This window comes from Herbaspirillum seropedicae (assembly GCF_001040945.1).
Lineage (GTDB): Bacteria > Pseudomonadota > Gammaproteobacteria > Burkholderiales > Burkholderiaceae_D > Herbaspirillum > Herbaspirillum seropedicae.
The window spans coordinates 3,285,421-3,311,186 of record NZ_CP011930.1 but is presented as its reverse complement, the minus strand read 5'-3'; the positions used below and the strand labels follow the sequence as shown (position 1 = coordinate 3,311,186).

Sequence of the window (25,766 nt, the reverse complement as noted above, 5' to 3'; positions counted from 1 at the left end):
GGGGGAGTCGGGGACATGACCATAGCAAGAAAACTTTATCTTCTGATCGTTGCCGTCGTACTCGGCGTGATCATGCAGGCCGTGGTGGGTCTCTACCAGAGCCACAGGATCGCCAGCTCAGCCGGCTATTCCGCGACCGATACCATTCCCAGCGTGCTGGCGCTCAATGGCGCCACCGACGCCATCTATGGCATCCGGCTCAACATCGCGCGTTACGTGATCGAACCGACCGCACGCGAGAAGACCGTGGCCAATATGGCCGCCCTGCATCAGAAGGCGCAGGACTTCTTCGACCAGTTCGAGCGATGCTGTATTTCCGACGACACCGACCGGCGCATGCTGGAAGCGGATCGTCGTTTTTTTGCCGAGTACGAGAAGCACCGCATGGCCATGGTCGACCTCGGCAGTGCCGGCAAGGAAGATGCGCTGCGCGTTGCCATGGAAGAGAAGATGGCGCCTACCGGCCAGCGCCTCATGGCCGTGCTCAATGAACACAAGAACTACAACGAGCAGCTCGGCAGGCAGGGCGCCGAAGCTGCTGACGAGCATCTGCAGCTGTCCATCTATCTGACCATTGCCGCCGCTACGCTGGTGATCGTGATGGTCAGCGCGCTGAGCCTGCTGCTGGTGCGCAATATCCGTCATTCGCTGCACGCCGCCACGGAGCTGGCCGACACCATCGGGCGTGGCGACCTCAGTTCGCAGATCGTCTTGCGCGGACGTGACGAAGTCACGCAGTTGATGCTGTCGCTGCAGCGGATGACGGGCAGCCTGGTGCAGATCCTGGGCAAGGTCAACGACAGCGCCGCCACCATTGAAACAGCCACCCGCGAGATTGCCAGCGGCAATCTGGATCTTTCCTCGCGCACCGAAGCCCAGGCCGGTTCGCTGGAGGAGACCGTCTCCGCCATGGGCCAGCTCACTACCACCGTCAAGCAGAACGCCGACAACGCCCGTCAGGCCGACGAACTGGCGCAGTCAGCATCAGGCGTGGCGGGGCAGGCGGGCAAGGTGGTTGACGAGGTGATCTTGACCATGGAGGCGATCAATGCGTCTTCACTGAAGATCGTGGACATCATCAGTGTGATCGATGGCATTGCTTTCCAGACCAATATCCTGGCGCTCAATGCCGCCGTCGAAGCTGCTCGCGCTGGGGAGCAGGGGCGCGGGTTTGCCGTGGTCGCGTCCGAAGTGCGCTCGCTGGCCCAGCGCTCGGCCTCGGCGGCGCGCGAGATCAAGGAGCTAATCGATGACTCGGTCAACAAGGTCCAGAGCGGTAGTCGCCTGGTGCTGCAGGCCGGCAGCACGATGGAAGAAGTGGTCACTAGCGTGCGGCGCGTCAGCGGCATCGTGCGCGATATCAGCGTGGCCAGCGGCGAGCAGAGCGACGGCATCGCCCAGGTCAACCAGGCCATCGGCATGATGGATCAGACTACTCAGCAGAATGCCGCGCTGGTGGAAGAGGCCGCCGCCGCGTCGCAATCCTTGCGCGAACAGGCCAAGGGGCTGGCGCAGGCAGTGTCCGTGTTCCGTCTGGAACGTAGTGCCGAAGCGCCCCAACCTGAATCGACTGAGCCGGTGCAGGAGCAGCCGGCTATGCTGGCATTGACCGCGTAAGTAGCTAATGGCACTCTGGCTGCGGATGATACTGTATTGGAAGGGGTAGAAAGCCGGATGATGTGGATTAAACGCGCTGCTGATAGTTTTCATTCATTGATGCAACAGAAACCTGATTACATGGAGGCAGGGTTGCGCACCATGGCTGGCAGGGTAACCATGGACGATAGTGAGTCTCCGGTATTGAAGGCGCCCCAGATCTACCGCCTATAGAGTTCTCTTCATGTCACGTTACCTTTTTTTGATTATGACGTTTTGGCTGGCATTGCCAGCAATCACCTATGCGCAGAGAAGCGAAATTCAGATGCCGTCGAGTATCGCCATTCGCGCCAATGAGCCCAGTAAGGCGTTCATTGACCAGGCTCCTTCGGCCATCAAGGTCATCAAGCAACCGGCGGGCATCAACTTCTATCTGATGCAATGGGGTGGTGCGCAGCTTGGAGATGTCCACATTCATCACGGTGCTGCTTCAGTTCAGATTCCTGATGTCCGTGTGCTGCAGGGGGAGGAGGATGCCCAGTTTCCCGAAGAGCATATTGCGAATTGGAAGATCTATATCGGCCTGTCCAGTGGCAGCGTGATGAGTCATGAGCAGGCAAGGAACAAGATCTATGCCATTCTGGCCGCACTTGAGAAAAAAGCTTGGCGCGTGCTGATTGATCCGGATGATCCACGATTGACGGGAAAAGAACGTTTCGATTACGTAACCGGGCAATCCCCGGCCAGCGGTCTCAATATCGATTACGTGCCCACGTTGGATGAGTGGATGCGTCTTGAAGATCTCAGTCACTGGTCCTTCTATGCCGATGGTGTTTTTCTGACCGTGACCATGCAGCGAGACCAGGGTGCATTGGACGTGAGTCGTCCCGGACATTACATCCTGGTCCTGAACCTGATGGGTGAAAACGAAGGTTTCCGCGCCTTTGTCCCGCCCAAGGCGAGAACGAACTGGCGCAACGAACTTCCGTCGCTGTGGAAAGCGCTCAATGAGAGGCGCACCCAACGTGAGGCGCAGGCGCTTGTCGCAGGAAAAAAGATAAACACCTCTTATCAGGATCCTCCGCTTCCCAAGCGATGAGGGCAGTTGCTTGCATCGAGGGCAAGGTATGGTCTGATGGAATTATTTTTCGCGGTTAAGTGATTTCATAACGACAAGGGCGCATTTCTGCGCCCTTGTCGCTTTCATCATCGGCGTAGATCAGAACCATCGTCTGTTCCACTGCATGCCATCGCTCAATGCCGCATCACTTCTCCGGCATGGCCGACGAATGGTGGCTGCTGATCAGCCATTGCTTGCCATCCCATTCATAGGTAAAGGTGTAACGGGCATGAACGACCTGGCCGGTGGTGCCAAAGGTAAAACTGTAGAGGCCAGCGTCGATCGCAGTGTTGCAGCCGATCGAAAGCCAACGCTGATCGATCTTGCCTACCGGCTTGTTGTGCAGGAAGTGTTCGAAGTAATCGATACGCTCTTCGTTGGTAAATCGTGGCTTGTTGGAAACGGTCGGCAAGAGTATTGAGCGAGGCGCGTAATTGGCCGCGACCGCTTCGGGCTCGAGTGTTTGCAGCGATTGGTTCCAGCGGTCGAACAATGCGGCAATTTCCTTACCGGTGGTTCGCTTGCAGACCAGGGTCTCGCCAGGTCCCAACACCGAGATGTCGCCGGCCCCATTGCCCGGCTGGGGCGAGGCGCAGCCGGTGAGGATCAAGGCTAACGCAGATGCCGAAAGGACTATTTTCATTTTTCCCCCTGTTATTTTGTGATGTGGTCAGGCGTTACGGAGAAGACAATCAGGCGAATATGATGTCTGCTACGCAGGGCATTTTAAGGGGCTGGTCGTAGGTATGGCAAATGCCTGGCTGAGGGGGCTCGGTGGTGCGATCGGCTTCAGCCAACGAAACAAAACGATGTTGTGCCTGCCCGAGCATAGGCAAGGCCAGCAGGCAAAAGGAAATCAGGAGCTTCCGATATTTGTCGTTCATCAAATGTCAGCGCTGAAGCTTAGGGGGGAGGTCAGTGGTCCACGATCTTGCGAGGATGTTCCACTTAACTATCGCTTGGCAAGGCGTCTAACTTGCTGATTTCCGAAAGAAATGTGACCGCGTTGGTGTAGGGATGCGAAGCTTGATCTTGAGCCGTTGGCAATCCAACAGCCGCAGTGAGAAAGGTGGTCGTATGGAATCAGGAACTGGCCTGCCCTGAGGGACGCGAACCCCCGACCTATGGCTTAGAAGGCCATTGCTCGTTGGCTTGCATCCCTTACGGGACGCGGCGCTGTATCCAGTTGAGCGGGGTTCGGTGCAGTTTTGGTGCAGCGACTTTATTGGACGCGACCGAAAGAGGGTCGCATGGTGTCTATCTACAAAAACGGGAGCAACTGGCGTTGCCAGGTCCGCATTGAGGGGTTCCCAACTCAGAGCAGAACATTCACTATCAAAGCCGAAGACCAAGCATGGGGCCGCGAGGTTGAGTCCCAGATGGCCCGGCAGCAGTTCGTGGGTTCTACCTCGGGGCAGACTATGACAGTCCGAGAAATCCTGAAGAGATACCTCGAAGAGGTGTCCGTCTCCAAGGCTTCCCACAAGGCCGACGTATCCCGCTCGCAGCACCTGTATGGAGCCCTCGGCGACTACCGGGTGCATACCCTTACTGACCTGCCCCCAAGATTAGCAACAAGAGTGAGTAGAATCCAATTCTGAAAGGAGTTGGATCATGAAGAAACGCTTTACTGAAGAGCAGATCATCGGGTTTCTGAAAGAAGCCGATTCAGGTTTGCCGGTCGTTGAGCTGTGCCGCAAGCTTGGTTTCTCGGATGCTTCGTACTACAAGTGGAAGGCCAAGTACGGTGGAATGGACGTGTCAGAGGCCAAGCGGCTCAAAGCGCTGGAAAACGAGAACAGCAAGCTCAAGCGTTTACTGGCGGATGCGTTGCTCGACAATGCAGCTCTGAAAGACGTCGTCTCCCGAAAGTGGTGAGCCCACAGCAAAAGCGCGAAGCGGTTGCTGTTTTGAAAGCGAACTGGCAGCTGTCTGAACGCCGCTGTTGTGGGCTGATGAACATATCGACCTCAGTGCTTCGCTACCAAGCCAGGGGCGATAACAATGCGGCGCTGACTGAGCGAATTACTACACTGGCTGGCCAGCGCCGACGCTTTGGCTATCGGCGCATTCATGTTCTGCTGCTGCGGAGGGCTGGATGGTCAATGTGAAGCGGGTCTATCGGCTGTATTTCAAAGCTGGCTTGAGCGTACGGCGGCGCCTCCGAAAGCGTATCGGAATGACCGAACGGTTACCACTGCTGCTGCCGGAACAGGCCAACTACGCCTGGTCGATGGACTTCGTTCATGATCGCCTGGCCGACGGACGTCGCATCCGCTGCCTGAATATCGTCGACGACTTCACCAAGGAAAGCGTGGCCATTGAAGTCGATACATCGATCTCTGGATTACGATTAGGCCGAGTATTGGATAAAGTCGCCCAGGAAAGGCCGTTGCCGACCATGATCCGCGTTGACCACGGTCCAGAATTTACCAGTCTGGCACTCGATGCTTGGGCGGCTGGACGTGGCGTGAAATTGGCATTTACGCAGCCGGGTAAGCCAACGCAGAATGCCTACATTGAAAGCTTCAATGGTCGGTTCAGGGACGAATGCCTTAATGACCACTTGTTCTCGACCTTGCATGAAGCTCGTTACCGGATCGAAGCATGGCGCGCCCAGCGAACCCAGCGACGAACTGCGCAACTCCAAAGGCAAGAGTCCCCACCAAAAACAGCATACCAAACAGCTAAGTCATACATCCCCCCACGCCTCTAAACTGCCAAAAAAGAAAGATTAAATCCACGTTTTTGCAATTCGCCGACCAGACGTGAAATTCCGCACTTGGCAAAGAATGGCAATTCATTAAGCTGCTTTCCCATTAGCACCAAACACAGGTTCCATTCGTGTCTCTTAGGTCTTTCGCGTAACCAGCTAGTGTTCCACCCTTTTCCAAGAGCACCTATTCGACTCTCTAATATTTGGCGATATGCCGGATCAGTATCAAAAAACGTCTCAGCGGTGCGACGCACCTGCTCACATAAATGACTAACTCCAGCGGAACCAGCGGGGTGCTTCACGAAATACAGGGTCTTGCTCGGAAGGTGCATGATGTCGCAAAACTCAAATCGCGATCTTCCACCACCATAGCTAACAAGCTCCTTATCAAAAAGCCAAAGATCTACGTCAGCAGCTGCAGCGGCTTCGTTATATGGCCCTTCGTGGTCCAAGGAGTTCCAAGCTTGTAAAGCAAACATTGGAGGATCAATTTGTCCCAAAACTCGGTTTGTACCTACGATAAAGTTTTGATCCGCCACGTACCATGATCCCGATGACAAAACATACGTTATTCCGTTATGAGTAATCTCTGCTCCCATACAGGAGTAGATCGTACATACGCCAATTTCTTCTTTGTTTTCATCCAGAAGATGAACAGCAGTGGATTTAGCTGTTTCCAGATTTGGAGGTTGGCCTTTAGATCGAGCATGACCTTGCCAACTAGCGAACATGAGATATGGTGATGTAGCTGCATTGGCATTCATCCGTCCAATGACAAAATGCTGCGGATAAGGCTTATCCCCGCTGCGCTCACCTGGGGCCGCGAGGGAAATCTCCCTTTGAGGGTCCCTTCCACCTAAAATACCGTCTAACAATGTTTCGAGATGGGAGAGCGTTGTCTCGTCACGCACATGAACTAAGTTATTTGCTTGCGGCCATCTAACACGGTGGTCGTTTGAATCAAACCGCTCGATAATTTGATCTAAGGTTGCCAAGATGGCCGTTGTGTCGATTTCAAACTTGATCGACATTCCGCCGCGTACTTTTGTGCCAAACACTCCCCTGTACAGAAGTTCTGGTACCCCCTCTACGGCTGATACCAAGTCGCGATCCGCTTCAAAACCGAACTCCCTAACTGCGGAAGCGCGAGGAGCTCGTTCGCTTGAAATATGGCGTTTGGCAAATACCTGCTCCGCTCTAACCTCTCGAACCTGCCCCTGAGGAACGATGGCTAAGGCAACAATCTTTCCAAACTCTGGCTCTACCCACTCGTCCTTGATCTTCGAGTGTCCATGACCAAAGGTGAAGACGAACGTCTTCCCATTCCGAGGAATCCAAAGTAGGCCTCCGGGTGATTGACTCTCAAGTTGCGGCGTAGCATCTGCCGGCAACAAATTTGAAATTGCGGCCATCCATTTTGGTGGTTCCGCCTCAGATGGAAGCGCAAAGAATCTCCCTTCCGGAATCGTTTCAGTTAGCGGAAAGCTTCCGACGCCAAGTGCGTCTATCTGTTCTCTGGCCGCTCCTACCTTTGATGCTTTAAGCAAATATATGCTAACGCCCAACCGCGCAGGCGTTCTTAGACTCGTCATGCCGCCCCCCCTCAAGCAAACAAAATTATCCTCCCTGCCCACGCCAAAACTTAAGTTACTCAGTTCGCTATTCGACCAAGCGATACGAACCTATGAGAAATGGATTAAACGTATAAGCATGTACTACCCCATCGAAAATTAACATAAAATCAAATGCACTTGGATACTACATATCAAATAGAAGAAATCTTTTCTTTGATCAATTGGGAATTTTCTCGCTCCGTCACGCAGCTTGTCATCTCAACGCGCAGTAGCTGTGCAACAGGTTTGCCGCCTACACATGCACCTTCTTGCCTTGCTTGAACGTCCAGCCGATTTCCATCAGCATCGCCCTGAAGTACATCTCCTTCATCTGCGCCGCCTTGGCAGCAGCCCGGATGGTCATAGCCCCGCTGCTGTTGGCGATGCACTCGAAGCCCTCCACCTTCGGTGCCTGCTCTGCGACGGTGGCTTCCAGCTCCAGAACCTTCTCGGTGTAGGTCAGCAGCGTGGAGCGGAGAAACGCCGGGTCATTGAGTTGCGGTAGCGGCTGCGCCCTCTGCTGTTCCAGCTCTTGCCAGCGGTCAACGATCTTCGCACGCAGGGCCAGCTTATAGCCCGACACGAGGATCATGGTTTCACGGTACGGCAGGGCGAAGGCAGGCTGCTCCTTGTTCTGCTCATTGCGGTAGGTGGCCTCAAATTTGAGGAGATTGCTTGCGCCGTGCAGTTCCTCCAGCATCTTGCGGGTGTCAGAGAGCACATGCTTGTGCCGCTTACCGGTGAGCATGGCGATTTCAACGGTAGTCATGGTCGGGCCTGCTACGATCAGAGTAGGTACGTTCATTAGGTGTCCTTGGAGGACGGACGAAAAACCGTCCGTCGTGTTAATGGGTAGGCTTCGTCCAGGCGCAGGACGGGAGGTGCTTGTGCATGGCAACGCTGGCGAGGTACGAGGCAATCACCACGTCCGCGAGCAGCGTGTAAGCAATCAACAGATAGAGCAGGGCGCGGCGCATCAATCGCCCGCTGCGACGACTGCATCGTGGCCTTGCGGAGCAGGGCAAGGCGGGTGCGCTGGCTACCTCTACTGATCGCCATCAACCCGACCCACATCAACCGCTCTCTCTTGTCCAGACCGTCAATGCCCGCGACCTGCATGCATTCTTGCAGGCGAGTAAGGACTTCTCGACTTTGATCAAGGACCGCGTCCGAAAGTACGCTTTCGCAGAGGGCGTGGACTACGTTCTGGAGTTCTCCCCGAAACTGGGGAAAACCTCGGGAGGCCGTCCCAGCATCGAGTACCACCTGTCCCTCGACATGGCGAAGGAACTGGCGATGGTGGAGCGTAACGACAAGGGCAAGGAGGCCCGCCTGTACTTCATCGAGTGCGAGCCCAAGGCCAAGGCCGCGCCGGTACCCGCCGAGCTGTCCCGCATGGAACTGATCCAACTGGCGAAGGATGCCGAGAAGGAGAAACTGGCCTTGCAGGCTGTGGTGGAGGAGCAAGCCGCGAAGTTGGAAGGCTTCAACCGCATTGCCGATGGATGCGGCGCGCTGACCATCCGGGCCGCTGCCAAGTCACAGTTGGGTATGAGACGCAGCAGCAGATGCTAGCCGCCCGTGAAGCAAGAACACATCCAACATAAGATGAAGCTCGTACGGATTGAGCTTTTGGCCGGTCTGGTAATCAATGCGTTTACAAGGGCTTTATTACCGCTTCTGGGCGGGGTTGCGGCTGGTAATGAAACGGTCGTTTAATTTCCAGTGCGTTGACCATGATTATCGAGGTCATACTGAGATGTGCCACTTTCTCCAGATAGGGGGCTTCTGTGGATGGTTCTGCCTATCTGAGGTGGTCCAAAGCGCGGTGAGAGATTATGTTGGGGGGGCAGGGGGCAACATGGCCGCGAGGTAGCGCCGTTGTGCTCGCAAATAATCGGGATAAATTTTAGCCTCGGGTTTCGGCGGGCACGACCCATCGCGACAGGCATAGCTGCCGATAACTACTTCCAAATTTCACTGTCAGTAAATTTATTTGACTGTTGGTGAAATACATGGTCTACTACGTATCGGCTGAGTGTTATCGCTCAGGTGTTCTCAGAGATCCTTTTTTCTCAGTAAGTAAGAGTTGCGTAACTGTCTTTTTACCGAGACCGCCTTCTTCCAGAAGCGGGCTATGTTGTCTGAGCTGCGTGCCACATGGCGCAGCGTAACGAGCTCCCCCCCCGCGCTTTGATCGTGCCAGAAACCGGAACGACGATCCGATCGGGACTGCTCTAAGACGTACGACTGGTGATGGGCTTGTTATGTCGGGTTGGCTCCTTCCGGCTCTTTGCTTAACGGGACTGGGCAATTTCGCCCGGATTGAAAAAGGAGCAGCATCATGCAGTACAACTCTCTTGAGAGCAGCGTTCGCACTTTGAAAAAGCTGCGAGACGCGCATCACGGCCAACTCGACGTTAGCGTCGTGGCTGAACTGGATAGTGTGATCGGCGAACTTGAGCGCATTGACGCACAAGTGAAGGGCCCGCAGCTGGAGTCAATTGGCTTGCGTGCGCTTCAGGTGATCGCTGTAGTGCTTAATTTGATTAGCAACATCAAGGATCTAATTAAGTGAAGGTTCAGCCCGTAGGCGCAGCAAGCCCATCAAATTTTTATTTTATGAATCTCGGTTCCGCCATCCAACTATGCAGGGTAAAGCAGGGGCTTTCTCAGTCCGCCTTGGCTGAGAAGGCAAACTGCTCCGTGTCTTATCTCTCGATGCTAGAGAACTCGAAGAGAGACCCAACGCTGTCGACAATAAAGTCAATTGCAGGCGCTTTGGGTGTGCCCATTGAAATACTGTTCTTCTTGGGTGCAGATGAGGGTGAACTGGCAGGAATAAACAAAGACCTAGCAGGTCAGCTTGCGGATACGGCTCTCAATCTGCTCAATACGCGACATGACGAGTGAGTTTCCCAATTATCCCCACCAAAGAATTGGAACGCTTGATGCGCTAGCACGTGTGCTGGCCGTTCCCAAGGATCAACTACTGACGGTGGCGAGTAGGGCCGAGGTTCTTTACCGGATTGCAGCTCAAGAGCAAAAAGCGGATGGCTCAATCCGTCAAACATTTGATGCTAAGCCCAAGCTAAAAGAGATTCAAAGAAAGATCAAAGAGCGACTGCTGCAGAAGGTCAAATTCCCTCCTTACTTGCAGGGGAGCCTCAAGGGGCGTAGTCCCCGATTAAACGCCGAGTCTCATAAAGGCGCGCATCTTTCCATTTCCGAGGACATTCAGAATTTTTTCCCGAGCGTCGGGCGGGATCACGTCGTGAGTATTTGGCGAGACTTTTTCCGATTTTCGGACGAGGTCTCTGAGCTATTGACTGCGCTAACAGTGAAAGATGATGGAATTCCGCAGGGAGCTATAACTAGCTCCTACATGGCGAATCTTGTTTTTTGGGACTACGAGCCGCGACTAGTTGAGCAGTTGGCAGCTATGGGTCTGACGTATACGCGGTACGTGGATGACGTAATCGTCTCGTCGCGCCAACATGTCACTAAAGAGGTTCAGTCGTTGGTTGTGGCAAAGATTTACGGAATGTTGGGACGTTATTCTCTGCGTCCGAAGCGCACCAAACACGAAGTGTCGACCCGATCCAAAAGGATGACGGCCACGAAACTCGTGATAAACAAGCGGGTGGCACTCCCTAAAGAGACGCGACAAAACATCCGTGCGCAAGTATTTGCGATTGAGCGGAGAGTTCTGGAGGGCGACCGAGGTGCAGATTTGGTAAAAGCTTTGGCGAGCGCATCTAGTCGAGTGGGGCGTCTTGCGAGTATGCACCCGACGATGGGGCAAGCCCTCAAGGCACGGCTTAAGGTCGTTCGTACAACATTGGCTAGCGAATCCCCGCCAGAGGCATTCCAGGTGGCCGTGGTAAGCCGGGCGCCCCAAAGCGTGGATGAGGATTTTGTTCCGCCGTGGGTGTAGCCGAATCGTGCAAGCTAATCAAGTTACTGCGCTTGGTGCAGTTCTGGTGCAGTGCGCGTGTAAAATACAGTGGTCATCGTGGTGAATGCGTCCCGCCTGATGAACCGCTAAGTGCCTGATCTGCAAGGAAAAATGCGAGGAAGCTTGGCCTGCCCTGAGGGACTCGAACCCCCGACCTATGGCTTAGAAGGCCATTGCTCTATCCAGTTGAGCTAAGGGCAGTTCGGCGTGGCTGGCGGCGTGATGCTGCGCGGATGCGCTACCGCCAACGATCCAGAAAAGAAAACGGGCTGTCCACGACAGCCCGTTTTTCATGAGTGGTCGGAGTACAAGGATTCGAACCTTGGACCCCCTGGTCCCAAACCAGGTGCGCTACCGGGCTGCGCTACACTCCGAGAAGCGAGATAATAACAGCATCTCTTGCAGATGGTCAACCACGATCGCTTTTTCCCTCAATCTCCTTTAGGCGGCCTTCGCCCCCTCCCGCAATTCGGCCGCGTCCTGCAGTCTGACCTCGACGATCAGCTTCTTGATCTCGGGTACGCACGAGCCGCAATTGCCGCCGGCCTTTAGACAGGCTGTGACCTGGCCCACTTCACTGAGCCCCTGCGTGCGGATGGCGTTGCAGATGGTGTTGCGCCCCACGCCAAAGCAGGAGCACACGGTCGGGCCGGTGTCCGCGCCTTTCTCGATGGGTTGGCCCACCAGCAGGCCGACGCGGTCGGCCTCTTCCAGTTTCTCTTTCGCAAACAGGCCGGCCAGCCAGGAGCGCGAGGGCAGGTCGGGGCGCGCTGACATGAACAGGCACATATCGATGCGGTCCTCCACCACATGCACGGCGCGATAGCTGCCGTCGCTCAGGTCTTCGTACTCCAGCCAGTCGGCCTGCGGGTCTTGCACGCCCAGCAGGCTGCGCGCCCAGGCGCTGTGGTCGGGGATGTGGTTGCGGCCGGCCAGTTCGTAGCGCATGAAGTCGCGCCCCTGTACGCGGGTCCAGTGCGTCACCTGGTCCAGGTCCAGGGCATGACGGGTCAGGATGAAGCCATGCCAGGACACCCGGAATTCCTCGATGGCCACCGGGGTGTGCTTGAACTCGGGTTCGCCCGAGACTGGGTCGACCACCGGATTGACGACGGCTCCCACGCGGGCGTCGGAGGCCGATTGTCCGTTCCAGTGGATGGGCACGAAGACCGATCCGCGCGCAATGCCGCCGCCGTGCTGCACGCGCGCCACCATCGCGCCCCAGCGGCTGCTGATGCGCGCCAGGCCGCCTTCGCGTACACCATAGAGCAGGGCGTCCTGCGGGTGGATGTCGATGAAGGATTCAGGGATGTGGCTGGCCAGCGTGGCAGATCTGCCGGTGCGGGTCATGGTGTGCCAGTGATCGCGCACGCGGCCGGTATTGAGGATCAAGGGATAGTCTTCGCAGGCGGCGTGGGCGGCGCTGCGCGGGGCCGTAGGAACGAAGCGGGCGCGGCCATCGGCGTGGCTGAAGCGATGGTCTTCCAGGACGCGGGCGGTGCCGCTGACGCTGCCGTCGGAGAGCCGCTGCACCGGCCACTGGATGGGCGCCAGGGCGTCATAGGCGGCGCGGTCCATGCCGGTCAGACCCGCCAGGTTGAAGACGCGGCGCACGCGGCTGGCGTCGGCTTCGCCATTGCGATGGGCCGACAGGCGCGCATGTTCGTCAAAGATCTCATGCGGCCCGGCAAAGTCGAAACCGTCAAAGCCCATGCGGCGCGCCACGTCACAAATGATGCGCCAGTCGCCGCGTGCTTCGCCGGGAGCGGAGAGGAAGGCGCGCTGGCGCGAGATGCGGCGTTCGGAGTTGGTGACGGTGCCATCCTTCTCGCCCCAGGCCAGCGCCGGCAGCAGCACGTGGGCCAGGGCATTGGTGTCGGTCTGGGTGATCACGTCGGAGGACACCACCAGCTCGCACTTCTGCAAGGCGCGCTGCACCAGGTCGGCATCGGGCAGGCTGACCATGGGATTGGTAGCCATGATCCACACCGCCTTGATGCGGCCCTCTTCGATGGCGCGGAACATGTCCACGGCTTTCAGGCCCGGTTTGTCGGCGATGCGTGGGGATTGCCAGAAGTCTTGCACGATCTGCCGATGCAGCGGCTGGTCCAGGTCCATGTGGGCGGCCAGCATGTTGGCCAGGCCGCCGACTTCGCGCCCGCCCATGGCGTTGGGTTGGCCGGTGATGGAGAACGGTCCCATGCCGGGCTTGCCAATGCGGCCCGTGGCCAGGTGGCAGTTGATGATGCTGTTGACCTTGTCGGTGCCGGCCGAGGATTGGTTCACGCCCATGGAAAAGCCGGTGACGACCTTCTCGGTATTGGCGAAGGCCTCGTAGAAGGCCAGCAGATCCTTGAGATCGATCTTGCAGAGGCGCGCTACCGTGGCGGGATCGGCGCAGTCGGCGTCGGCCACGGCCAGTGCTTCGTCAAAGCCCTTGGTGTGCGCTTCGATGAAGGCGTTGTCGCGCAGCCCGCGATGGGCCAGGTAGCTCATCAGCCCATTGAAGAGCCAGACATCGGTGCCGGGCTTGATGGGCAGGTGCAGGTCGGCCAGTTCGCAGGTGGCGGTGCGGCGCGGGTCGATGACGACCAGGCGCAGGGCGGGCCGGGTTTCCTTCAGACGGGCGATACGCTGGAACAGGATGGGATGGCACCAGGCCGCATTGGAGCCGACCAGCACCACCAGGTCGGCCAGTTCCAGGTCTTCGTAGCAGACCGGCACCAGGTCTTCGCCGAAGGCGCGCTTGTGGCCGGCCACCGCCGAGGACATGCACAGGCGTGAATTGGTGTCGATGTTGGCGCTGCCGATGTAGCCCTTCATGAGCTTGTTGGCGATGTAGTAGTCCTCGGTCAGCAATTGTCCGGACACATACAGCGCCACCGCATCCGGGCCGTGCTCGGCGATGATGGCGGAGAACTTGCTGGCCACATGATCCAGCGCCTGGTCCCACGCAAGCTGTTGCAGCTGGCCTTGGGCGTCGCGCAGTTGCGGATGCAGCAGGCGGCCGTCGAGGTCCACTGTTTCGCCCAGGGCCGAGCCCTTCACGCACAGGCGGCCGAAGTTGGCAGGATGCTGGGCATCGCCCTGGATGCCGATGCGGCCATCGTCCTTCATCGATGCGCTCACGCCGCAACCTACGCCGCAGTAGGGGCAGGTAGTCGATGTGGTGGCCACGGCCAGCGCCAGCGGAGTCTGGGAAAGATTCATTGGTATCCTCTGTTACTAATTGCCCTGGCCAGATGCCATGCCTAGGCGGCCTGCTGACACATCGCCTGGCCGAACGGCAGTTCGCGGCGGAAGCTGCTGATGTCGCGTCCGCTCTGGATCAGGTCGAAGTACCACGGGCCATCCTTGACGTCGCCATACAGCACCGCCCCCACCAGGCGCGTTCCGCGCAGCACCAGCCGCTTGTAGACGCCACGGCGCGGGTCGCGCACGATCAGGTCTTCGGTATCGTCGCCGCCGATGAAATCGCCCGCCGAATACAGGTCCACGCCGGTCACCTTGAGCTTGGTCGCAGTGGCCTGCTGGACATAGCGGCGATGCCCTGCGCCTGCGAGGTGCGCACCGCAGACGCGGGCCTGGTCCCAGATCGGCGCAACCAGACCGAAGGTGGCCTTGCGGTGCTGCACGCATTCTCCCACGGCATAGACGCGCGGGTCGTAGGTCTGCAGCGTGTCATCGACGATGATGGCGCGTTCGCAGTGCAGGCCGGCCGCCTTGGCCAGCGCGATGTTGGGACGCACGCCCGCCGTCATCACCACCAGGTCGGCGGGGATGCTGCTGCCATCCTTGAAGCGCACTGCGGTGACACGATCCGGTCCGACGATCTCTTCGGTATGGGCATTGAGCAAGAAGCGCAAGCCCTTGTCTTCCAGCGCCTTCTTCAGCAAGGCGGCGGCGGGCTTGTCGAGCTGCTGGTTCATCAGGGCGTCGGTGACATGCACCACGGTCACGTCCATGCCTTGGCGCATCAGGCCATTGGCGGCTTCCAGCCCGAGCAGGCCGCCGCCGATGACTACTGCGTGGCGGTGCGTGCGGGCGGCCTGCAGCATGGCGTCGACGTCCTGGATGTCGCGAAAGGCGATCACGCCCGGCAATTGATGACCCGGCACCGGGATGATGAAGGGCGTGGAGCCGGTGGCCAGCAAGAGGCGGTCGTACTGCACCGTCAGGCCGCTCTTGGCGTGCACGGTGCGCTGGCGGCGGTCGATGTGGACGACCGGGTCGCCGGCATGCAGGGTGATGCCGTTGTCGTCGTACCAGGCGCGCGGATTGAGCATGATGTCATCGATGCTCTTGTCGCCCGCCAGTACCGGCGAGAGCATGATGCGATTGTAGTTGCCATGCGGCTCGGCGCCGAAGACAGTGATGTCGTAGAGGTCCGGGGCCAGCTTGAGCAACTCTTCCACCGTGCGCATGCCGGCCATGCCGTTGCCCACCACCACCAGGGAGGGGCGGGCAGTGCTCTTGTTGGCCTGGGTCTCCATCTCAGGCTCCGATCCAGACTTTGCCGTCAGCGATGCGCGCCGGCCAGGCCGGGATCGAGTTGGCGGGCTCTTCCAGGCATTCGCCGGTGGTCAGGTCGAAGTGATGCTTGTAGATGGGCGAGGCCACCACGATGCGTTCACCCAGGTTGCCGACCAGGCCGCGCGAGAGAACGGCGGCATCGCAGTTGGGATCGTAGTTGCCGACGGCGAAGACGCGCGGTTGTGGCTCGCCCTGGCTGCGGTCGATGACGTGGAAGACGGCCACCTGCTGGTCGCCGACCAGGGCGGCTACGCCGGTGTTGGGGACGATCTCGCCCAGTTCGCAGACCGGGGTCCAGTGCTTGATTTGTTGATCGCTGTGCATGCGGGGCTCCTCATGGTTGTACGGCGGGTGCGCCTTCGATACGTCGCGGCGCGACTACTCAGTCCGAACGGTCGTCAATGAACAAAGAGCCGTTCGTCCTGAGTAGCGGCAACGCCGCGTATCGAAGGCGCGACTACGGCCGGATATCAGACGGTCTCGACGACGACAGGAATGTCGAGCAGCTTCTTCTCGGCCACCGTGGCCGGGCGGATCTGCCCGCGTTCCTCGACGAACTTGATGTTGCCATCCGCCGCCTTGCTGTTGACGAAGTGGCGGAAGCGCTTGCGCGTCTCCGGATCGGTGACGGCCTTCTTCCATTCGCATTCATAGGTATCGACCACGCGCTGCATCTCGGCCTCCAGTTCGGCGGCGATGCCCAGCTTGTCATCGAGGACCACGCTCTTGAGATAGTCCAGGCCGCCTTCGAGATTCTCGCGCCAGGTGCTGGTGCGTTGCAGACGGTCGGCGGTGCGTACGTAGAACATCAGGAAGCGGTCCACGTAGCGCGTCAGCGTGGCTTCGTCCAGGTCCGAGGCGATCAGTTCGGCATGACGCGGCTTCATGCCGCCATTGCCGCAGACATACAGGTTCCAGCCCTTTTCAGTGGCGATGATGCCCACATCCTTGCCCTGCGCCTCGGCGCATTCACGGGTGCAGCCGGAGACGCCGAACTTGATCTTGTGCGGCGAGCGCAGGCCCTTGTAGCGGTTTTCCAGACGCACCGCGAAGCCCACGCTGTCGCCCACGCCATAGCGGCACCAGGTCGAGCCCACGCAGGATTTGACGGTGCGCAGCGACTTGCCGTAGGCGTGACCGGTCTCGAAGCCGGCGGCGATCAGTTCTTCCCAGATATCGGGCAACTGGTCCACGCGCGCGCCGAACAGGTCCACGCGCTGGCCGCCGGTGATCTTGGTGTAGAGGCCATACTTCTTGGCGATCTGGCCCACCGCGATCAGGCCATCGGGCGTGACCTCGCCCCCGGCCATGCGCGGCACGACGGAGTAGGTGCCGTCCTTCTGGATATTGCCGAGGAAGTAGTCATTGGAATCCTGCAGGCCCGCGTGTTCCTTCTTGAGCACGAAGTCATTCCACAGCGAAGCCAGCACATTGGCCACCATGGGCTTGCAGACATCGCAGCCCAGTCCCTTGCCATGCTTGCTCAGCAGTTCGTCGAAGCTCTTGATCTGGCCCACGCGCACCAGGTGATGAATCTCTTGGCGCGAGTAGGGGAAGTGTTCGCAGACGTGGTTGTTGACGGCCAAGCCTTGCTTCTTCATCTCGGCCTTCATCACCTGCGTGACCAGCGGCACGCAGCCGCCGCAGGCCGTGCCGGCCTTGGTGCAGGCCTTGAGCTCACCGATATTGGTCACGCCCGAGGCCACGGCGGCGCACAGCTGGCCCTTGGAGACATTGTTGCAGGAGCAGATCTGCGCCGACTCCGGCAGCGCATCCACGCCCAGGCCTGGCTTGGCCTTGCCGTCGGATTGCGGCAGGATCAGGAATTCGGGCGACTCCGGCAGTTCGATCTTGTTGAGCATCATCTGCAAGAGCGTGCCGTACTCCGAAGCATCGCCCACCATGACCGCACCCAGCAGATGCTTGCCGGATTCGGAAACCACGATCTTCTTGTAGATCTGCTTGCGCTCGTCGGTGAACTGATAGGAACGGCTGCCGGCTTCCTTGCCGTGTGCATCGCCGATGCTGGCCACGTCCACGCCCATGAGCTTGAGCTTGGTGCTCATGTCGGCGCCGTTGAAGGCGGGCACTTCGATGGCCTCGTCGCGGTGCGAGAGCAGGTGCTTGGCGGCGGTGCGGGCCATGTCGTAACCCGGTGCGACCAGGCCGAAGATCTTGCCATTCCACAGCGCGCATTCACCGATGGCGTAGACCGCCGGGTCGGAGGTCAGGCAGCTGTTGTCGATGGCGATGCCGCCCCGGTCACCCACCTTCAGCCCGGCCTGGCGCGCCAGTTCGTCGCGCGGGCGGATGCCGGCGGAGAAGACGATCATGTCGGTTTCCAGGTGCGAGCCGTCTTCGAAGTTCATGCGATGGGTATGGTGCTTGCCATCGACGATCTCGACCGTGTTCTTTTGCGTGTGGGCGGTCACGCCCAGCTCTTCGATCTTCTGGCGCAGCACCCGGCCACCGCTTTCATCGACCTGCACCGCCATCAAGCGCGGCGCGAATTCGACCACGTGGGTCTCCAGCTTGAGGTCGCGCAGGGCCTTGGCGCATTCCAGGCCCAGCAGGCCGCCGCCGATGACCACACCGATCTTCGACCGGCTGCCGCATTCCAGCATCGCTTCCAGGTCTTCGATGGTGCGATAGACGAAGCAATCCTTGCGCTGGTTGCCCGCCACGGTGGGCACGAAGGGATAGGACCCGGTGGCCAGCACCAGTTTGTCATAGGACATCGTCTCTTCCACGCCCGCCACGTTGACCAGCACCTGCTTGCGTTCCAGGTCGATCTGCTGGGCCTTGGCGTTGAGCTTGAGGTCGAACTGCACCGCGCTGCGACCGCGATCAAAGAAGCCCGGCGCCACCAGCGACAGGTCTTCTGCGGTCTTGCCGGCGAAGAATTCGGACAGGTGGACGCGGTCGTAGGCCGGACGCGGTTCTTCGCACAGGATGGTGACCTGCAGGTCGCCGGCGCCGCTCTCGGCCAGGCACTCCAGGAACTTGTGGCCCACCATGCCGTGGCCGATGACGATGATCTTCATGGGGTCTCTCCTCAGGCTGCAACTTTGTTGTCGGCCAGGACGGCCTCGCCGCTCTTGTCCGACGCGGTGAAACGGATGGCCACAGCGCACAGTGCCGAAATGGTCACCAGCACGCCGAGCATGGACAGGGTCTGCTGGGTGTTGCCCAGGCCCTTCATCAGGAAGCCCGCCAGCACCGCGCCGACATTGCCGCCCGCACCGATGATGCCGGCCACGCCGCCCAGCGCCTTGCGGTCGATGAAGGGCACCAGCGCATAGGTCGCGCCGCAGGCCATGTGGGTGAACAGGCCAAAGCACAGCATGGCGATGACGGCGGCCACGACGCTGCCGGCATGAGCGAACCACAGCAGGCCCAGGCCTTCGCCCAGCATCATCACGAAGAGCAGGGTGGCGCGGCGATTCAGGCCGCCTGCGAGCGCCACCTTGTCCGAGATGAAGCCGCCCAGCGCACGCGCAAACAGCGCCAGCAGACCGAAGCTGGCGGCGGCGATGCCGGCCGATTCCAGCGAGAGCTTGAAGTGTTCGACGTAGTAGATGGCAGCGATGTTATGGATGAAGATTTCCACGCCGAAGCAGGCGCCGTAGGTAATGAAGAGCATCCACACGCGATAGTTGGCGGCCGCCGCACGGAAGCTGGCCCAGCCGCCGCGCTTGCCGCTTTCGATGGTCACGCCAGCGGCGCGCAATGCGTCATAGTTGCCTTCCGGGCAATCCTGGGTAAAGCGCCAGTAGAGCGCGGCCATCACCAGCATCAGCACGCCCGGCACCAGCAGCGCCGCGCGCCAGCCCCAGCCCTGCGAGACGCCCAGCATCAGCAAGGCCGCCATCAGCAGCGGCATCACGCCTTGCGCCACACCGCCACCAGCATTGCCCCAGCCAGCGGTGGCGGCGTTGGCGGTGCCGACCACGTTGGGGGCGAACATGACCGAGGTGTGGTACTGGGTGATGACGAAGCTCGCCCCCACCGCACCGATGAGCAGGCGGAAGAACAGGAAGCTCTCGTAGCTCTGCGCAAAGGCCACGCCGATGACCGGCACCGCGCCTGCCAGCAGCAGGCCGGTGTAGGTCTTGCGCGGGCCGAAGCGGTCGCACATGGGGCCGATGATCAGGCGCACCAGGATGGTCACGGCGACTGCGGCGATGTTGATATTGGCGATCTGGCCTGGTGTGAGGTGGAATTCTCCCTTGATCACCGGCATCAGCGGAGCGCAGGCGAACCACGCGAAGAAGCAGACGAAGAAGGCCATCCAGGTCAGGTGGAAGGCGCGCATCTGCGGCGACCGCAGGGAAAACAGCTCGATACGATTGGCTTTGCTCATGGCGTGTCCTGAAAACAAAAAGGCGCCCGCCTGACCCCAAGGCGCCGTGCCTCGGTTCAAGCGGACGCCATTGTCCGTGTGCGCTGCTGATCCCTCGTTGGATCGGCATCAGATGTGGGGTCATCCTCGACCCTGTCCCTCATTGAGCAAAGGTCGTGCCAGCAACAGGGTTTATCCGCAGGTCCAGGCCTGGAGCGGGTTTGCGGGAGGGAAGGGGGCTTGCAGGGGGAACCGCGCTGATGAGCTGATCGGCCCGTTATATATCATCGCGTGATGTATTGCAGTGCAGGCTGCGCGTTCGTGGTGCAGTGCATCGTCCGGGTGCGCTCGCTGCCGTGGTGCATCCGCTCAGCGCGGCTGGAAGGCGATGATGCCCATTCCGGCCAGGGCGACGGCCATGCCCGCCCAGTCCCAGGCCGATGGGCGCACGCCATCCACGGCCCACAGCCATAGCATCGCCACGGCGATGTAGACGCCGCCATAGGCCGCATAGACCCGCCCGGAAGCGGCTTCATGCAAGCTCAGCAGCCAGGCGAACAGCGCCAGGCTCAGGGCGGCGGGCAAGAGCAGCCAGACCGAACGGTCTTGCCGCAGCCAGAGATAGGGCAGGTAGCAGCCGACGATTTCGGCCAGCGCAGTGCAGAGGTAGAGCAGCAGGGTCTTCATGGGGCAGATCAGGGCCAGGGTGGTGCTCAGTCTTCTTCGCGGGCGCTGATGTCGGCGCGTTCGTCATCGCTCTTGCGCATCCATTGGCGGTGCAGGAACTGCTCCAGCGGCCGGCCGATGACGAAGAGGATCAGGATCAGGCCGGTCGCCATCAGCGCCACCTGCCACCAGCCCGCGCCGCACACGATGCCCACGGCCGCGGTGACCCAGATCGAGGCGGCCGTGGTCAGGCCGCGCACCTTCTCGGTCCACTGCTCATGGATGATCACGCCCGCACCCAGGAAGCCGATGCCGGTGATGACGCCCTGGATGGCGCGGCTGACGGCGTCACGGTTGTGGTCTTCCGCACCGAGCGCAAAATTCATCGCCGCCATTGTCACCAGCGCCGACCCCAGCGCCACCAGACCCAGCGTCTTCATCCCGGTCGGCTTGCCGCGCAGGTTGCGGTCGATGCCGATGGCGCACCCGATGAGCATGGCAAAGAGCAGGCGGTGAAAGATTTCCAGGTAATCGGTCATGGTGGCGTCAGGTGGCATCAGGTGGCAGCAGATGGGCTGCACAGCGGGTTGAGATCAGCCGGGATTGTAACTGGTAAGCTCGGCCATCCCTTTGACGTCGCCCCATGGACGTAAAAAAGCCCCGCCAGTATCAGCGGGGCAAATCAGGCATGGCGGGAGGAATGGGAGACTACGCCATGCTGCGCTCAAGCTTCACGCAAAACTCTCAAGGATGTCAGGCAGACGCATCAGCTGCCGCCACCGCCGGCGCCACCAGCACCTGCGCCGCCTGCGCCAGCACCGCCTGCACCAGCACCGCCTGCACCAGCACCGCCTGCACCAGCACCGCCTGCACCAGTACCGCCCGCTCCCGCGCCGCCAGCACCACCGGTGCCCGTGCCGCTGCCATTACCGGCGCCGCTGCCGCTACCGCCGCCACCACCGCCCGGCGAGGTACCCATCGGGCCGTCCTTCATCTCGGTCGCATTCGGGTTATTCCCCGAGCGCGACTTGCTGTGGCTCTTGTCGGACCTGTCGTGGTTGCGCATGCTTTTGCCAGACGAGCTGCTGCCGGAACCGCTGGCGCCCGTCCCGGGGGTCGTGGTCGAGCCGGTTGCACCGGTTGCGCCGGCGCCCGCAGAGCCGGAGCCGCCGGCCGTGCCAGAGCCAGAGTTCTGGGCGATGGCGCCCGTGCTGAAAGCGGCCACCACCAATGCGGTACCGAGGAACTTCAGGGTCGGTTTGGACATGCTTATCTCCTTGTATGGGTATGAAGTCTGGGCGTCCCGCGATTGCGAGACGTTGCAGCCATAGTAGGTGCTGGCGGCAAGGCCCACAGTCGGACGTCGCTTCAAACGCATGTCGGTGTATTTCGTACCCGGATGACGGCGCATGTTGTTGAGTCTGGCCGACCCTGGTCAGACAAGGCCTACTGCAGGGTCTGCCGCAACTGGCTGGGACTGAGCCCGAAATGCTGGCGGAAGCGCACCGCGAAGCGCGACGGCGAGTCATAGCCGCAACGGGCGGCGATGTCGGCAATCGACAGCGACGAGGCCTGCAACTGTTCCAGCGCCTGGCCTAGCTGCACCTTGTCGAGCAATTCGCGGAACCCGGTCTGCTCGCGCACCAGCCGCCGGCGCAGCGTGGAGACGCTGCAATGCAGGCTGGCGGCGATCTGCTCCAGGCTGCGATGTTCGGGCGGCAGCATCAGCAGTTGCTGTTCGATGCGATGGCTGAGGGCGTCGCTGCGGTCCCGCAGCAGCGCCGCACCTGCGCCCTGCAGGCTCAGGGCCAGCAGCAAGCCTTCGGCGGCCTGGCATTGCAGCTCCGGCGCTGCGTCTTCCTGCATGCAGGCGTGCAGATGCCGCCAGGCGCGCAGCGTATCGGGCGCCAGCGCGGTCGTCGACACCGCCGGCGGCGCTGAGGCCAGGCTGCCCTGGCCGGGGTAGTGCAGGCGGAAGCGCTCGATCAGCGAAGCCGGCAGCGAGACCATGTCAGCGGCGTATTCGCCGTTTCTGGGCAGGTTGGCGACGTTGAGTTGCGTACCCGCTGCAATGAGCAGCAGGCCTTCCGGTCCGCAGTGCAGATTGCGGTGATGCCACTGCAGGCGCTTCTTGCCCTGGCGCACGTGGCAGATGCTGGCCAGGCCGATGAAGACCTGGCGCAGCTGCTGTTCTTCACGGCAGCGGATGCGCGAGAGAACGGGACGCGGGTTAGTCGCGTGCGCGGGCGGGAGTGTGCTGTTACTTGACATTGGGTTTCTGGCGTTCGTAGACGGCGGTCAGCTTGGCCGTGGCGAGTGCCTGGGCATTCAGGTAGAAGCCGAGCATAGCACCGCTGGCCTGCGCATCCAGCGGAAGTGTTTCGGTTTTCAGCGCCCAAACGACAAACTGGTAGCGATGCGGCTTGTCGCCTTCGGGCGGGCAGGCACCGCCGAAGCCGCTGCTGCCGAAGTCCGTGCGTCCCTGGATGCTGCCCGCGGGCAGGCCCTTGCCTGGCGCAGTGGCGCCGGCCGGCAGCGAGCGCACGCTGGCGGGAATATTGAAGACGGTCCAGTGCCACCAGCCGCTGCCGGTCGGCGCGTCCGGATCGTAGACGGTGATGGCGAAGCTCTTGGTATCGGCGGGCGCGCCCGACCAGGACAGTTGTGGCGACTTGTTCAGGCCGATGCAGCCGAAGCCATTGAAGACCTGCGCAATCGACAGGGACTGGCCCTCGGCGATGTCGCTGCTGGTGAGGGTGAATTCGGCCGCCTGTGCGGGCAGGGTCAGTGCGGAAAAGGTCAGGGCGGCAGCGGCCAGGGTGGGGCGGATCAGGGTCATGGAAAGTCCTCGGTGAGCGTTGAAACAAGGGGTTGAAAGCGCTCATCTTAGGGAGTGGGAACGAGGGGTGTGGTGCAGAAAACGTCAGGCTTGGTGCGGATAAGTTCAAGCTGGCAGCGGCGTGTTTTGCCAGCAAGTCGTATTCCACTGGCGTACATCGCGACCAGCCCATAAAATCAGCCGGCCACTGCTTGTCTCACTCCGGAGCCCCCATGACCCTGACCGCCCTGACCCTCCTGCTCATCTTCCAATGCCTGGGTGAAGGAGCCGCCCAGTTGCTGGGCCTTCCTGTTCCCGGCCCTGTGATCGGCATGCTGTTCCTGCTGCTGTCCTTCCTGGCCTATCCGCGCCTGGCGGACCTCATGGAGGCGACTTCCTGGGGTATCCTGCAGCACCTTTCCCTGCTCTTCGTGCCAGCCGGTGTAGGCGTGATGGCAGCGGCGGGGCAATTGCAAGGGGATCTGGCGGCGATCGTCGTGGCGCTGGTGGTCAGTACGGTGCTGGCCATCGCGGTGGGCGCGCTGGTGACCCAGGCGGCCATGAAACGGCTCTCCCGCCCCGCTGACGAGGAGTCGCGCTGATGCATGGCCTGGACCGTCTCAGCGATGTCTGGGTCTATCTGGCGGCCTCGCCACTGCTGGGCCTGACCACGACCCTGGCTGCCTATATCGTGGCGCTGCAGGTCTACCGGCGTCTGGGCTTCAATCCCCTGGCCAATCCAGTGCTCATCGCCATCGCTATCGTGGTGAGCATCCTCTTCGTCACCCGTACTCCCTACAAGACCTATTTCGAGGGCGCACAATTCGTTCACTTCATGCTGGGGCCGGCTACCGTGGCGCTGGCTTTGCCGTTGTTCCGGCAGTGGCACAATTTCCGCCGCTCGGCCTTGCCGCTGATGCTGGGCCTGGCCGCCGGCTCAGTGACGGCAGTGGCGTCGGCCATTGGCATCGCCTATGCCATGGGCGCTTCCCGCCAGGTCATCGTCTCGCTCGCCCCGAAGTCGGCGACCACGCCCATCGCCATGGCGATCTCGGAGCGTTTCGGCGGCCTGCCTTCGCTGACTGCGGTGCTGGTCATCTGCACCGGCATCCTGGGCGCGGTGCTGGTGCGCTTCATCCTGAATTTCCTGCGTATCGATAGCCATCCGGTGCGCGGCTTTGCCCTGGGCGTGGCCTCGCATGGCATCGGGACGGCCCGCGCCCTGCAGGTCAGCGCTGAGATGGGCGCCTTCGCCGGCCTGGGGATGGGCTTGAACGGGGTCTTTACGGCCGTGCTGGTGCCGGTGGTGATGCCGCTGCTGCTGCGCTGGATAGGCTGAAGGATCAGCCGATAGCGCAGCCGCGGCGTGCTTCAGGCAGCGCTGTCCTGCGGCCTGGGGCACCAGGGCGGCACCCTGAATTGCTCGATCAGGAAATCGCGCATGCGCTGCACTTTGGGTGGCAGATGGGTACGGGTGGGGTACAAGGTATGCACCACCAACTGTTCGCCGGTGCTCCATCCCTCGAACAGCTCCACCAGTTGCCCGGCCTGGATGGCGGCGTTGACGATGAAGTCCGGCTGGATGGCAATGCCTTGCCCGGCGATGGCCATGGCGCGGCAGGTGGCGCCGTTGTTGACATAGACCGTCGAACGCACGCGCACCTGGCAGGTGTCGCCATGCACGTGCCTGAAGCTCCAGTCGTCGCCGCCGGCGCGATAGCTGTAGGAGATGAAGGGATAGTCGCGCAGTTCGGCCGGCGTGCCGGGTGTGCCATGCCGGGCCAGGAACTCTGGCGCGGCGCAGGCGATCATCCGCACCGGCGCAAGCGGGCGGGCTACCATGCGGCTGTCACCCAGGGCGCTGATGCGGATGGCCATGTCGAAGCCTTCTTCAAGCAGGTCGATGGTGCGGTCCGAGAGGGTGATGTTGAGGGTGATCAGCGGATGCTGCTCGGTGAACTTGCCCCACAGCGGCGCCAGCTGTTCAACACCGAAATCCTGCGGCGCACCGATGCGTAGCCGGCCGCAAGCCTGGTCGGAGTTCAGGCCGACTTCACTCTCCACGTCCTGGATGGTCTCCAGCAATTCCTTGCAGCGGGCGAAATAGACGCGACCTTCATCAGTGAGCGAGAGCCGGCGCGTGGTGCGATGGAGCAGGCGGATGCCGAGAAATTGTTCCAGCTCCGAGACCTGGCGTGAGACGGCCGGCTTGGACTGGCCGGTGACATCCACGGCGGCCACGAAGCTGCCGCTCTCCACCACGGCGACAAAGGTTTGCATGGCTTGCAGTTTGTCCAAGACGACTCCGTTGGGCGAGATGAGCGAATAAACCGGCCCAAGGGTGCCACGGATCCACCGCGCAGGTAATGCTACCTTCGGATAATGGCGCAGCGGCCACGATTGC

Annotated in this window: 24 protein-coding genes, 3 tRNA genes and 1 pseudogene; 10 read left to right on the top strand and 18 right to left on the bottom strand. The window is 60.6% G+C overall.

All coding sequences use genetic code 11. The annotated features are described in order from the left end of the window. Positions 1 to 15 precede the first annotated feature (15 nt). Genes ACP92_RS14580 through ACP92_RS14575 form a run of 3 tightly spaced genes read left to right on the top strand, consistent with a single transcriptional unit; the run spans position 16 to position 2,695 of the window. Positions 16 to 1,617, top strand: a complete 1,602-nt coding sequence (locus ACP92_RS14580; protein ID WP_041310917.1) for a methyl-accepting chemotaxis protein — start codon at positions 16 to 18, stop codon at positions 1,615 to 1,617. A 36-nt stretch (positions 1,618 to 1,653) separates the two neighbouring features. Continuing rightward, positions 1,654 to 1,830 (top strand): DUF2515 family protein, encoded by a 177-nt coding sequence (locus ACP92_RS25300; RefSeq protein ID WP_374726405.1) that lies wholly within the window; start codon positions 1,654 to 1,656, stop codon positions 1,828 to 1,830. Between the two features lie 10 nt (positions 1,831 to 1,840). After that, positions 1,841 to 2,695, top strand: a complete 855-nt coding sequence (locus ACP92_RS14575; RefSeq protein WP_013234875.1) for a hypothetical protein — start codon at positions 1,841 to 1,843, stop codon at positions 2,693 to 2,695. 166 nt (positions 2,696 to 2,861) lie between these two features. On the opposite strand, the gene ACP92_RS14570 is transcribed toward ACP92_RS14575, so the two are convergent. The 3 genes from ACP92_RS14570 to ACP92_RS24625 all read right to left on the bottom strand — a co-directional run bounded on the left by ACP92_RS14570 (position 2,862) and on the right by ACP92_RS24625 (position 3,909). Then, the gene (locus ACP92_RS14570) at positions 2,862 to 3,359 is read right to left on the bottom strand and encodes a DUF4440 domain-containing protein (RefSeq protein WP_013234874.1); all 498 of its coding nucleotides are present in this window, start codon (positions 3,357 to 3,359) and stop codon (positions 2,862 to 2,864) included. 49 nt (positions 3,360 to 3,408) lie between these two features. Beyond that, a complete protein-coding gene (locus ACP92_RS14565) occupies positions 3,409 to 3,600 on the bottom strand; it encodes a hypothetical protein (RefSeq protein ID WP_041310915.1) in 192 nt (63 codons plus the stop codon). A 207-nt stretch (positions 3,601 to 3,807) separates the two neighbouring features. After that, positions 3,808 to 3,909 (bottom strand) — tRNA-Arg (locus ACP92_RS24625). Positions 3,910 to 4,330: 421 nt separating this feature from the next. Here ACP92_RS24625 and ACP92_RS24620 point away from each other — a divergent pair. Beyond that, positions 4,331 to 5,432, top strand: a pseudogene (locus tag ACP92_RS24620) (IS3 family transposase). On the opposite strand, the gene ACP92_RS24315 reads toward ACP92_RS24620, so the two are convergent. Next, positions 5,429 to 7,024, bottom strand: coding sequence for a TIGR04141 family sporadically distributed protein (locus ACP92_RS24315; RefSeq protein WP_013234872.1), 1,596 nt, complete (start codon positions 7,022 to 7,024; stop codon positions 5,429 to 5,431). The pseudogene ACP92_RS24620 and the gene ACP92_RS24315 sit on opposite strands and share 4 nt — an antisense overlap. A 274-nt stretch (positions 7,025 to 7,298) precedes the next feature. After that, the gene (locus ACP92_RS14540) at positions 7,299 to 7,814 is read right to left on the bottom strand and encodes a Rha family transcriptional regulator (RefSeq protein WP_198136707.1); all 516 of its coding nucleotides are present in this window, start codon (positions 7,812 to 7,814) and stop codon (positions 7,299 to 7,301) included. A 206-nt stretch (positions 7,815 to 8,020) separates the two neighbouring features. Here ACP92_RS14540 and ACP92_RS14535 point away from each other — a divergent pair, with 206 nt between their 5' ends. The 4 genes from ACP92_RS14535 to ACP92_RS14520 all read left to right on the top strand — a co-directional run bounded on the left by ACP92_RS14535 (position 8,021) and on the right by ACP92_RS14520 (position 10,982). Further along, a complete protein-coding gene (locus ACP92_RS14535; protein ID WP_330995615.1) occupies positions 8,021 to 8,620 on the top strand; it encodes an antA/AntB antirepressor family protein in 600 nt (199 codons plus the stop codon). 769 nt (positions 8,621 to 9,389) lie between these two features. Beyond that, on the top strand, positions 9,390 to 9,623 hold the full coding sequence (locus ACP92_RS14530) for a hypothetical protein (protein ID WP_013234868.1): 234 nt from the start codon (positions 9,390 to 9,392) through the stop codon (positions 9,621 to 9,623). Further along, positions 9,620 to 9,958 (top strand): helix-turn-helix domain-containing protein, encoded by a 339-nt coding sequence (locus ACP92_RS14525; protein WP_232284846.1) that lies wholly within the window; start codon positions 9,620 to 9,622, stop codon positions 9,956 to 9,958. Before ACP92_RS14530 ends, ACP92_RS14525 begins: the two co-directional genes overlap by 4 nt. Then, positions 9,948 to 10,982, top strand: coding sequence for a reverse transcriptase family protein (locus ACP92_RS14520; RefSeq protein WP_013234866.1), 1,035 nt, complete (start codon positions 9,948 to 9,950; stop codon positions 10,980 to 10,982). The genes ACP92_RS14525 and ACP92_RS14520 overlap by 11 nt, the downstream gene beginning before the upstream one ends. 145 nt (positions 10,983 to 11,127) lie before the next feature. Here the strand turns inward: ACP92_RS14520 and ACP92_RS14515 are convergent. The 12 genes from ACP92_RS14515 to ACP92_RS14460 all read right to left on the bottom strand — a co-directional run bounded on the left by ACP92_RS14515 (position 11,128) and on the right by ACP92_RS14460 (position 23,383). Then, positions 11,128 to 11,204: transfer RNA gene (locus ACP92_RS14515), tRNA-Arg, on the bottom strand. Between the two features lie 96 nt (positions 11,205 to 11,300). After that, positions 11,301 to 11,377 (bottom strand) — tRNA-Pro (locus ACP92_RS14510). 67 nt (positions 11,378 to 11,444) lie between these two features. Next, on the bottom strand, positions 11,445 to 14,213 hold the full coding sequence (locus tag ACP92_RS14505) for a nitrate reductase (protein WP_013234865.1): 2,769 nt from the start codon (positions 14,211 to 14,213) through the stop codon (positions 11,445 to 11,447). A 41-nt stretch (positions 14,214 to 14,254) separates the two neighbouring features. Then, entirely contained in the window at positions 14,255 to 15,496 is a 1,242-nt protein-coding gene (locus ACP92_RS14500) for an NAD(P)/FAD-dependent oxidoreductase (protein ID WP_013234864.1), read from the bottom strand. Position 15,497: 1 nt separating this feature from the next. After that, a complete protein-coding gene (nirD, locus tag ACP92_RS14495) occupies positions 15,498 to 15,860 on the bottom strand; it encodes a nitrite reductase small subunit NirD (RefSeq protein WP_013234863.1) in 363 nt (120 codons plus the stop codon). A 146-nt stretch (positions 15,861 to 16,006) separates the two neighbouring features. After that, entirely contained in the window at positions 16,007 to 18,580 is a 2,574-nt protein-coding gene (gene nirB / locus ACP92_RS14490) for a nitrite reductase large subunit NirB (RefSeq protein WP_013234862.1), read from the bottom strand. Positions 18,581 to 18,591: 11 nt separating this feature from the next. Beyond that, positions 18,592 to 19,899, bottom strand: a complete 1,308-nt coding sequence (locus ACP92_RS14485) for an MFS transporter (RefSeq protein ID WP_013234861.1) — start codon at positions 19,897 to 19,899, stop codon at positions 18,592 to 18,594. Between the two features lie 348 nt (positions 19,900 to 20,247). Continuing rightward, positions 20,248 to 20,574 carry a YnfA family protein gene (locus tag ACP92_RS14480; protein ID WP_171941764.1) on the bottom strand — a complete coding sequence of 109 codons (327 nt, stop codon included), beginning with the start codon at positions 20,572 to 20,574 and terminating at the stop codon, positions 20,248 to 20,250. 17 nt (positions 20,575 to 20,591) lie between these two features. Then, the gene (locus tag ACP92_RS14475; RefSeq protein ID WP_041312020.1) at positions 20,592 to 21,083 is read right to left on the bottom strand and encodes an MgtC/SapB family protein; all 492 of its coding nucleotides are present in this window, start codon (positions 21,081 to 21,083) and stop codon (positions 20,592 to 20,594) included. Between the two features lie 214 nt (positions 21,084 to 21,297). Beyond that, positions 21,298 to 21,471 (bottom strand): hypothetical protein, encoded by a 174-nt coding sequence (locus ACP92_RS24965; protein ID WP_156181791.1) that lies wholly within the window; start codon positions 21,469 to 21,471, stop codon positions 21,298 to 21,300. Positions 21,472 to 21,990: 519 nt separating this feature from the next. Further along, positions 21,991 to 22,815, bottom strand: coding sequence for a helix-turn-helix transcriptional regulator (locus ACP92_RS14465; RefSeq protein ID WP_013234857.1), 825 nt, complete (start codon positions 22,813 to 22,815; stop codon positions 21,991 to 21,993). Further along, complete coding sequence (locus ACP92_RS14460) at positions 22,805 to 23,383, bottom strand: kinase inhibitor (RefSeq protein ID WP_013234856.1); 579 nt, start codon at positions 23,381 to 23,383, stop codon at positions 22,805 to 22,807. The genes ACP92_RS14465 and ACP92_RS14460 overlap by 11 nt, the downstream gene beginning before the upstream one ends. Positions 23,384 to 23,595: 212 nt before the next feature. Between ACP92_RS14460 and ACP92_RS14455 the strand changes: the two genes are divergently transcribed. Together ACP92_RS14455 and ACP92_RS14450 are read left to right on the top strand one after the other, a co-directional pair. Further along, positions 23,596 to 23,964, top strand: a complete 369-nt coding sequence (locus ACP92_RS14455; RefSeq protein ID WP_013234855.1) for a CidA/LrgA family protein — start codon at positions 23,596 to 23,598, stop codon at positions 23,962 to 23,964. After that, complete coding sequence (locus ACP92_RS14450; RefSeq protein ID WP_013234854.1) at positions 23,964 to 24,701, top strand: LrgB family protein; 738 nt, start codon at positions 23,964 to 23,966, stop codon at positions 24,699 to 24,701. The genes ACP92_RS14455 and ACP92_RS14450 overlap by 1 nt, the downstream gene beginning before the upstream one ends. Positions 24,702 to 24,733: 32 nt before the next feature. Here ACP92_RS14450 and ACP92_RS14445 read toward each other — a convergent pair whose 3' ends face one another. Then, positions 24,734 to 25,660 (bottom strand): LysR family transcriptional regulator, encoded by a 927-nt coding sequence (locus ACP92_RS14445; protein WP_013234853.1) that lies wholly within the window; start codon positions 25,658 to 25,660, stop codon positions 24,734 to 24,736. Positions 25,661 to 25,766 lie beyond the last annotated feature (106 nt).

What these genes read in the sequence shown, in the direction of transcription:
- ACP92_RS14580 (WP_041310917.1), top strand. Translation starts at nt 16, where the DNA reads ATGACCATAGCAAGAAAACTTTATCTTCTGATCGTTGCCGTCGTACTC.
- ACP92_RS14575 (WP_013234875.1), top strand. Translation starts at nt 1,841, where the DNA reads ATGTCACGTTACCTTTTTTTGATTATGACGTTTTGGCTGGCATTGCCA.
- ACP92_RS14570 (WP_013234874.1), bottom strand. Translation starts at nt 3,359, where the DNA reads ATGAAAATAGTCCTTTCGGCATCTGCGTTAGCCTTGATCCTCACCGGC.
- ACP92_RS14565 (WP_041310915.1), bottom strand. Translation starts at nt 3,600, where the DNA reads ATGAACGACAAATATCGGAAGCTCCTGATTTCCTTTTGCCTGCTGGCC.
- ACP92_RS24315 (WP_013234872.1), bottom strand. Translation starts at nt 7,024, where the DNA reads ATGACGAGTCTAAGAACGCCTGCGCGGTTGGGCGTTAGCATATATTTG.
- ACP92_RS14540 (WP_198136707.1), bottom strand. Translation starts at nt 7,814, where the DNA reads ATGACTACCGTTGAAATCGCCATGCTCACCGGTAAGCGGCACAAGCAT.
- ACP92_RS14530 (WP_013234868.1), top strand. Translation starts at nt 9,390, where the DNA reads ATGCAGTACAACTCTCTTGAGAGCAGCGTTCGCACTTTGAAAAAGCTG.
- ACP92_RS14520 (WP_013234866.1), top strand. Translation starts at nt 9,948, where the DNA reads ATGACGAGTGAGTTTCCCAATTATCCCCACCAAAGAATTGGAACGCTT.
- ACP92_RS14505 (WP_013234865.1), bottom strand. Translation starts at nt 14,213, where the DNA reads ATGAATCTTTCCCAGACTCCGCTGGCGCTGGCCGTGGCCACCACATCG.
- ACP92_RS14500 (WP_013234864.1), bottom strand. Translation starts at nt 15,496, where the DNA reads ATGGAGACCCAGGCCAACAAGAGCACTGCCCGCCCCTCCCTGGTGGTG.
- nirD (WP_013234863.1), bottom strand. Translation starts at nt 15,860, where the DNA reads ATGCACAGCGATCAACAAATCAAGCACTGGACCCCGGTCTGCGAACTG.
- nirB (WP_013234862.1), bottom strand. Translation starts at nt 18,580, where the DNA reads ATGAAGATCATCGTCATCGGCCACGGCATGGTGGGCCACAAGTTCCTG.
- ACP92_RS14485 (WP_013234861.1), bottom strand. Translation starts at nt 19,899, where the DNA reads ATGAGCAAAGCCAATCGTATCGAGCTGTTTTCCCTGCGGTCGCCGCAG.
- ACP92_RS14475 (WP_041312020.1), bottom strand. Translation starts at nt 21,083, where the DNA reads ATGACCGATTACCTGGAAATCTTTCACCGCCTGCTCTTTGCCATGCTC.
- ACP92_RS24965 (WP_156181791.1), bottom strand. Translation starts at nt 21,471, where the DNA reads ATGGCAGCGGCACGGGCACCGGTGGTGCTGGCGGCGCGGGAGCGGGCG.
- ACP92_RS14465 (WP_013234857.1), bottom strand. Translation starts at nt 22,815, where the DNA reads ATGTCAAGTAACAGCACACTCCCGCCCGCGCACGCGACTAACCCGCGT.
- ACP92_RS14460 (WP_013234856.1), bottom strand. Translation starts at nt 23,383, where the DNA reads ATGACCCTGATCCGCCCCACCCTGGCCGCTGCCGCCCTGACCTTTTCC.
- ACP92_RS14455 (WP_013234855.1), top strand. Translation starts at nt 23,596, where the DNA reads ATGACCCTGACCGCCCTGACCCTCCTGCTCATCTTCCAATGCCTGGGT.
- ACP92_RS14450 (WP_013234854.1), top strand. Translation starts at nt 23,964, where the DNA reads ATGCATGGCCTGGACCGTCTCAGCGATGTCTGGGTCTATCTGGCGGCC.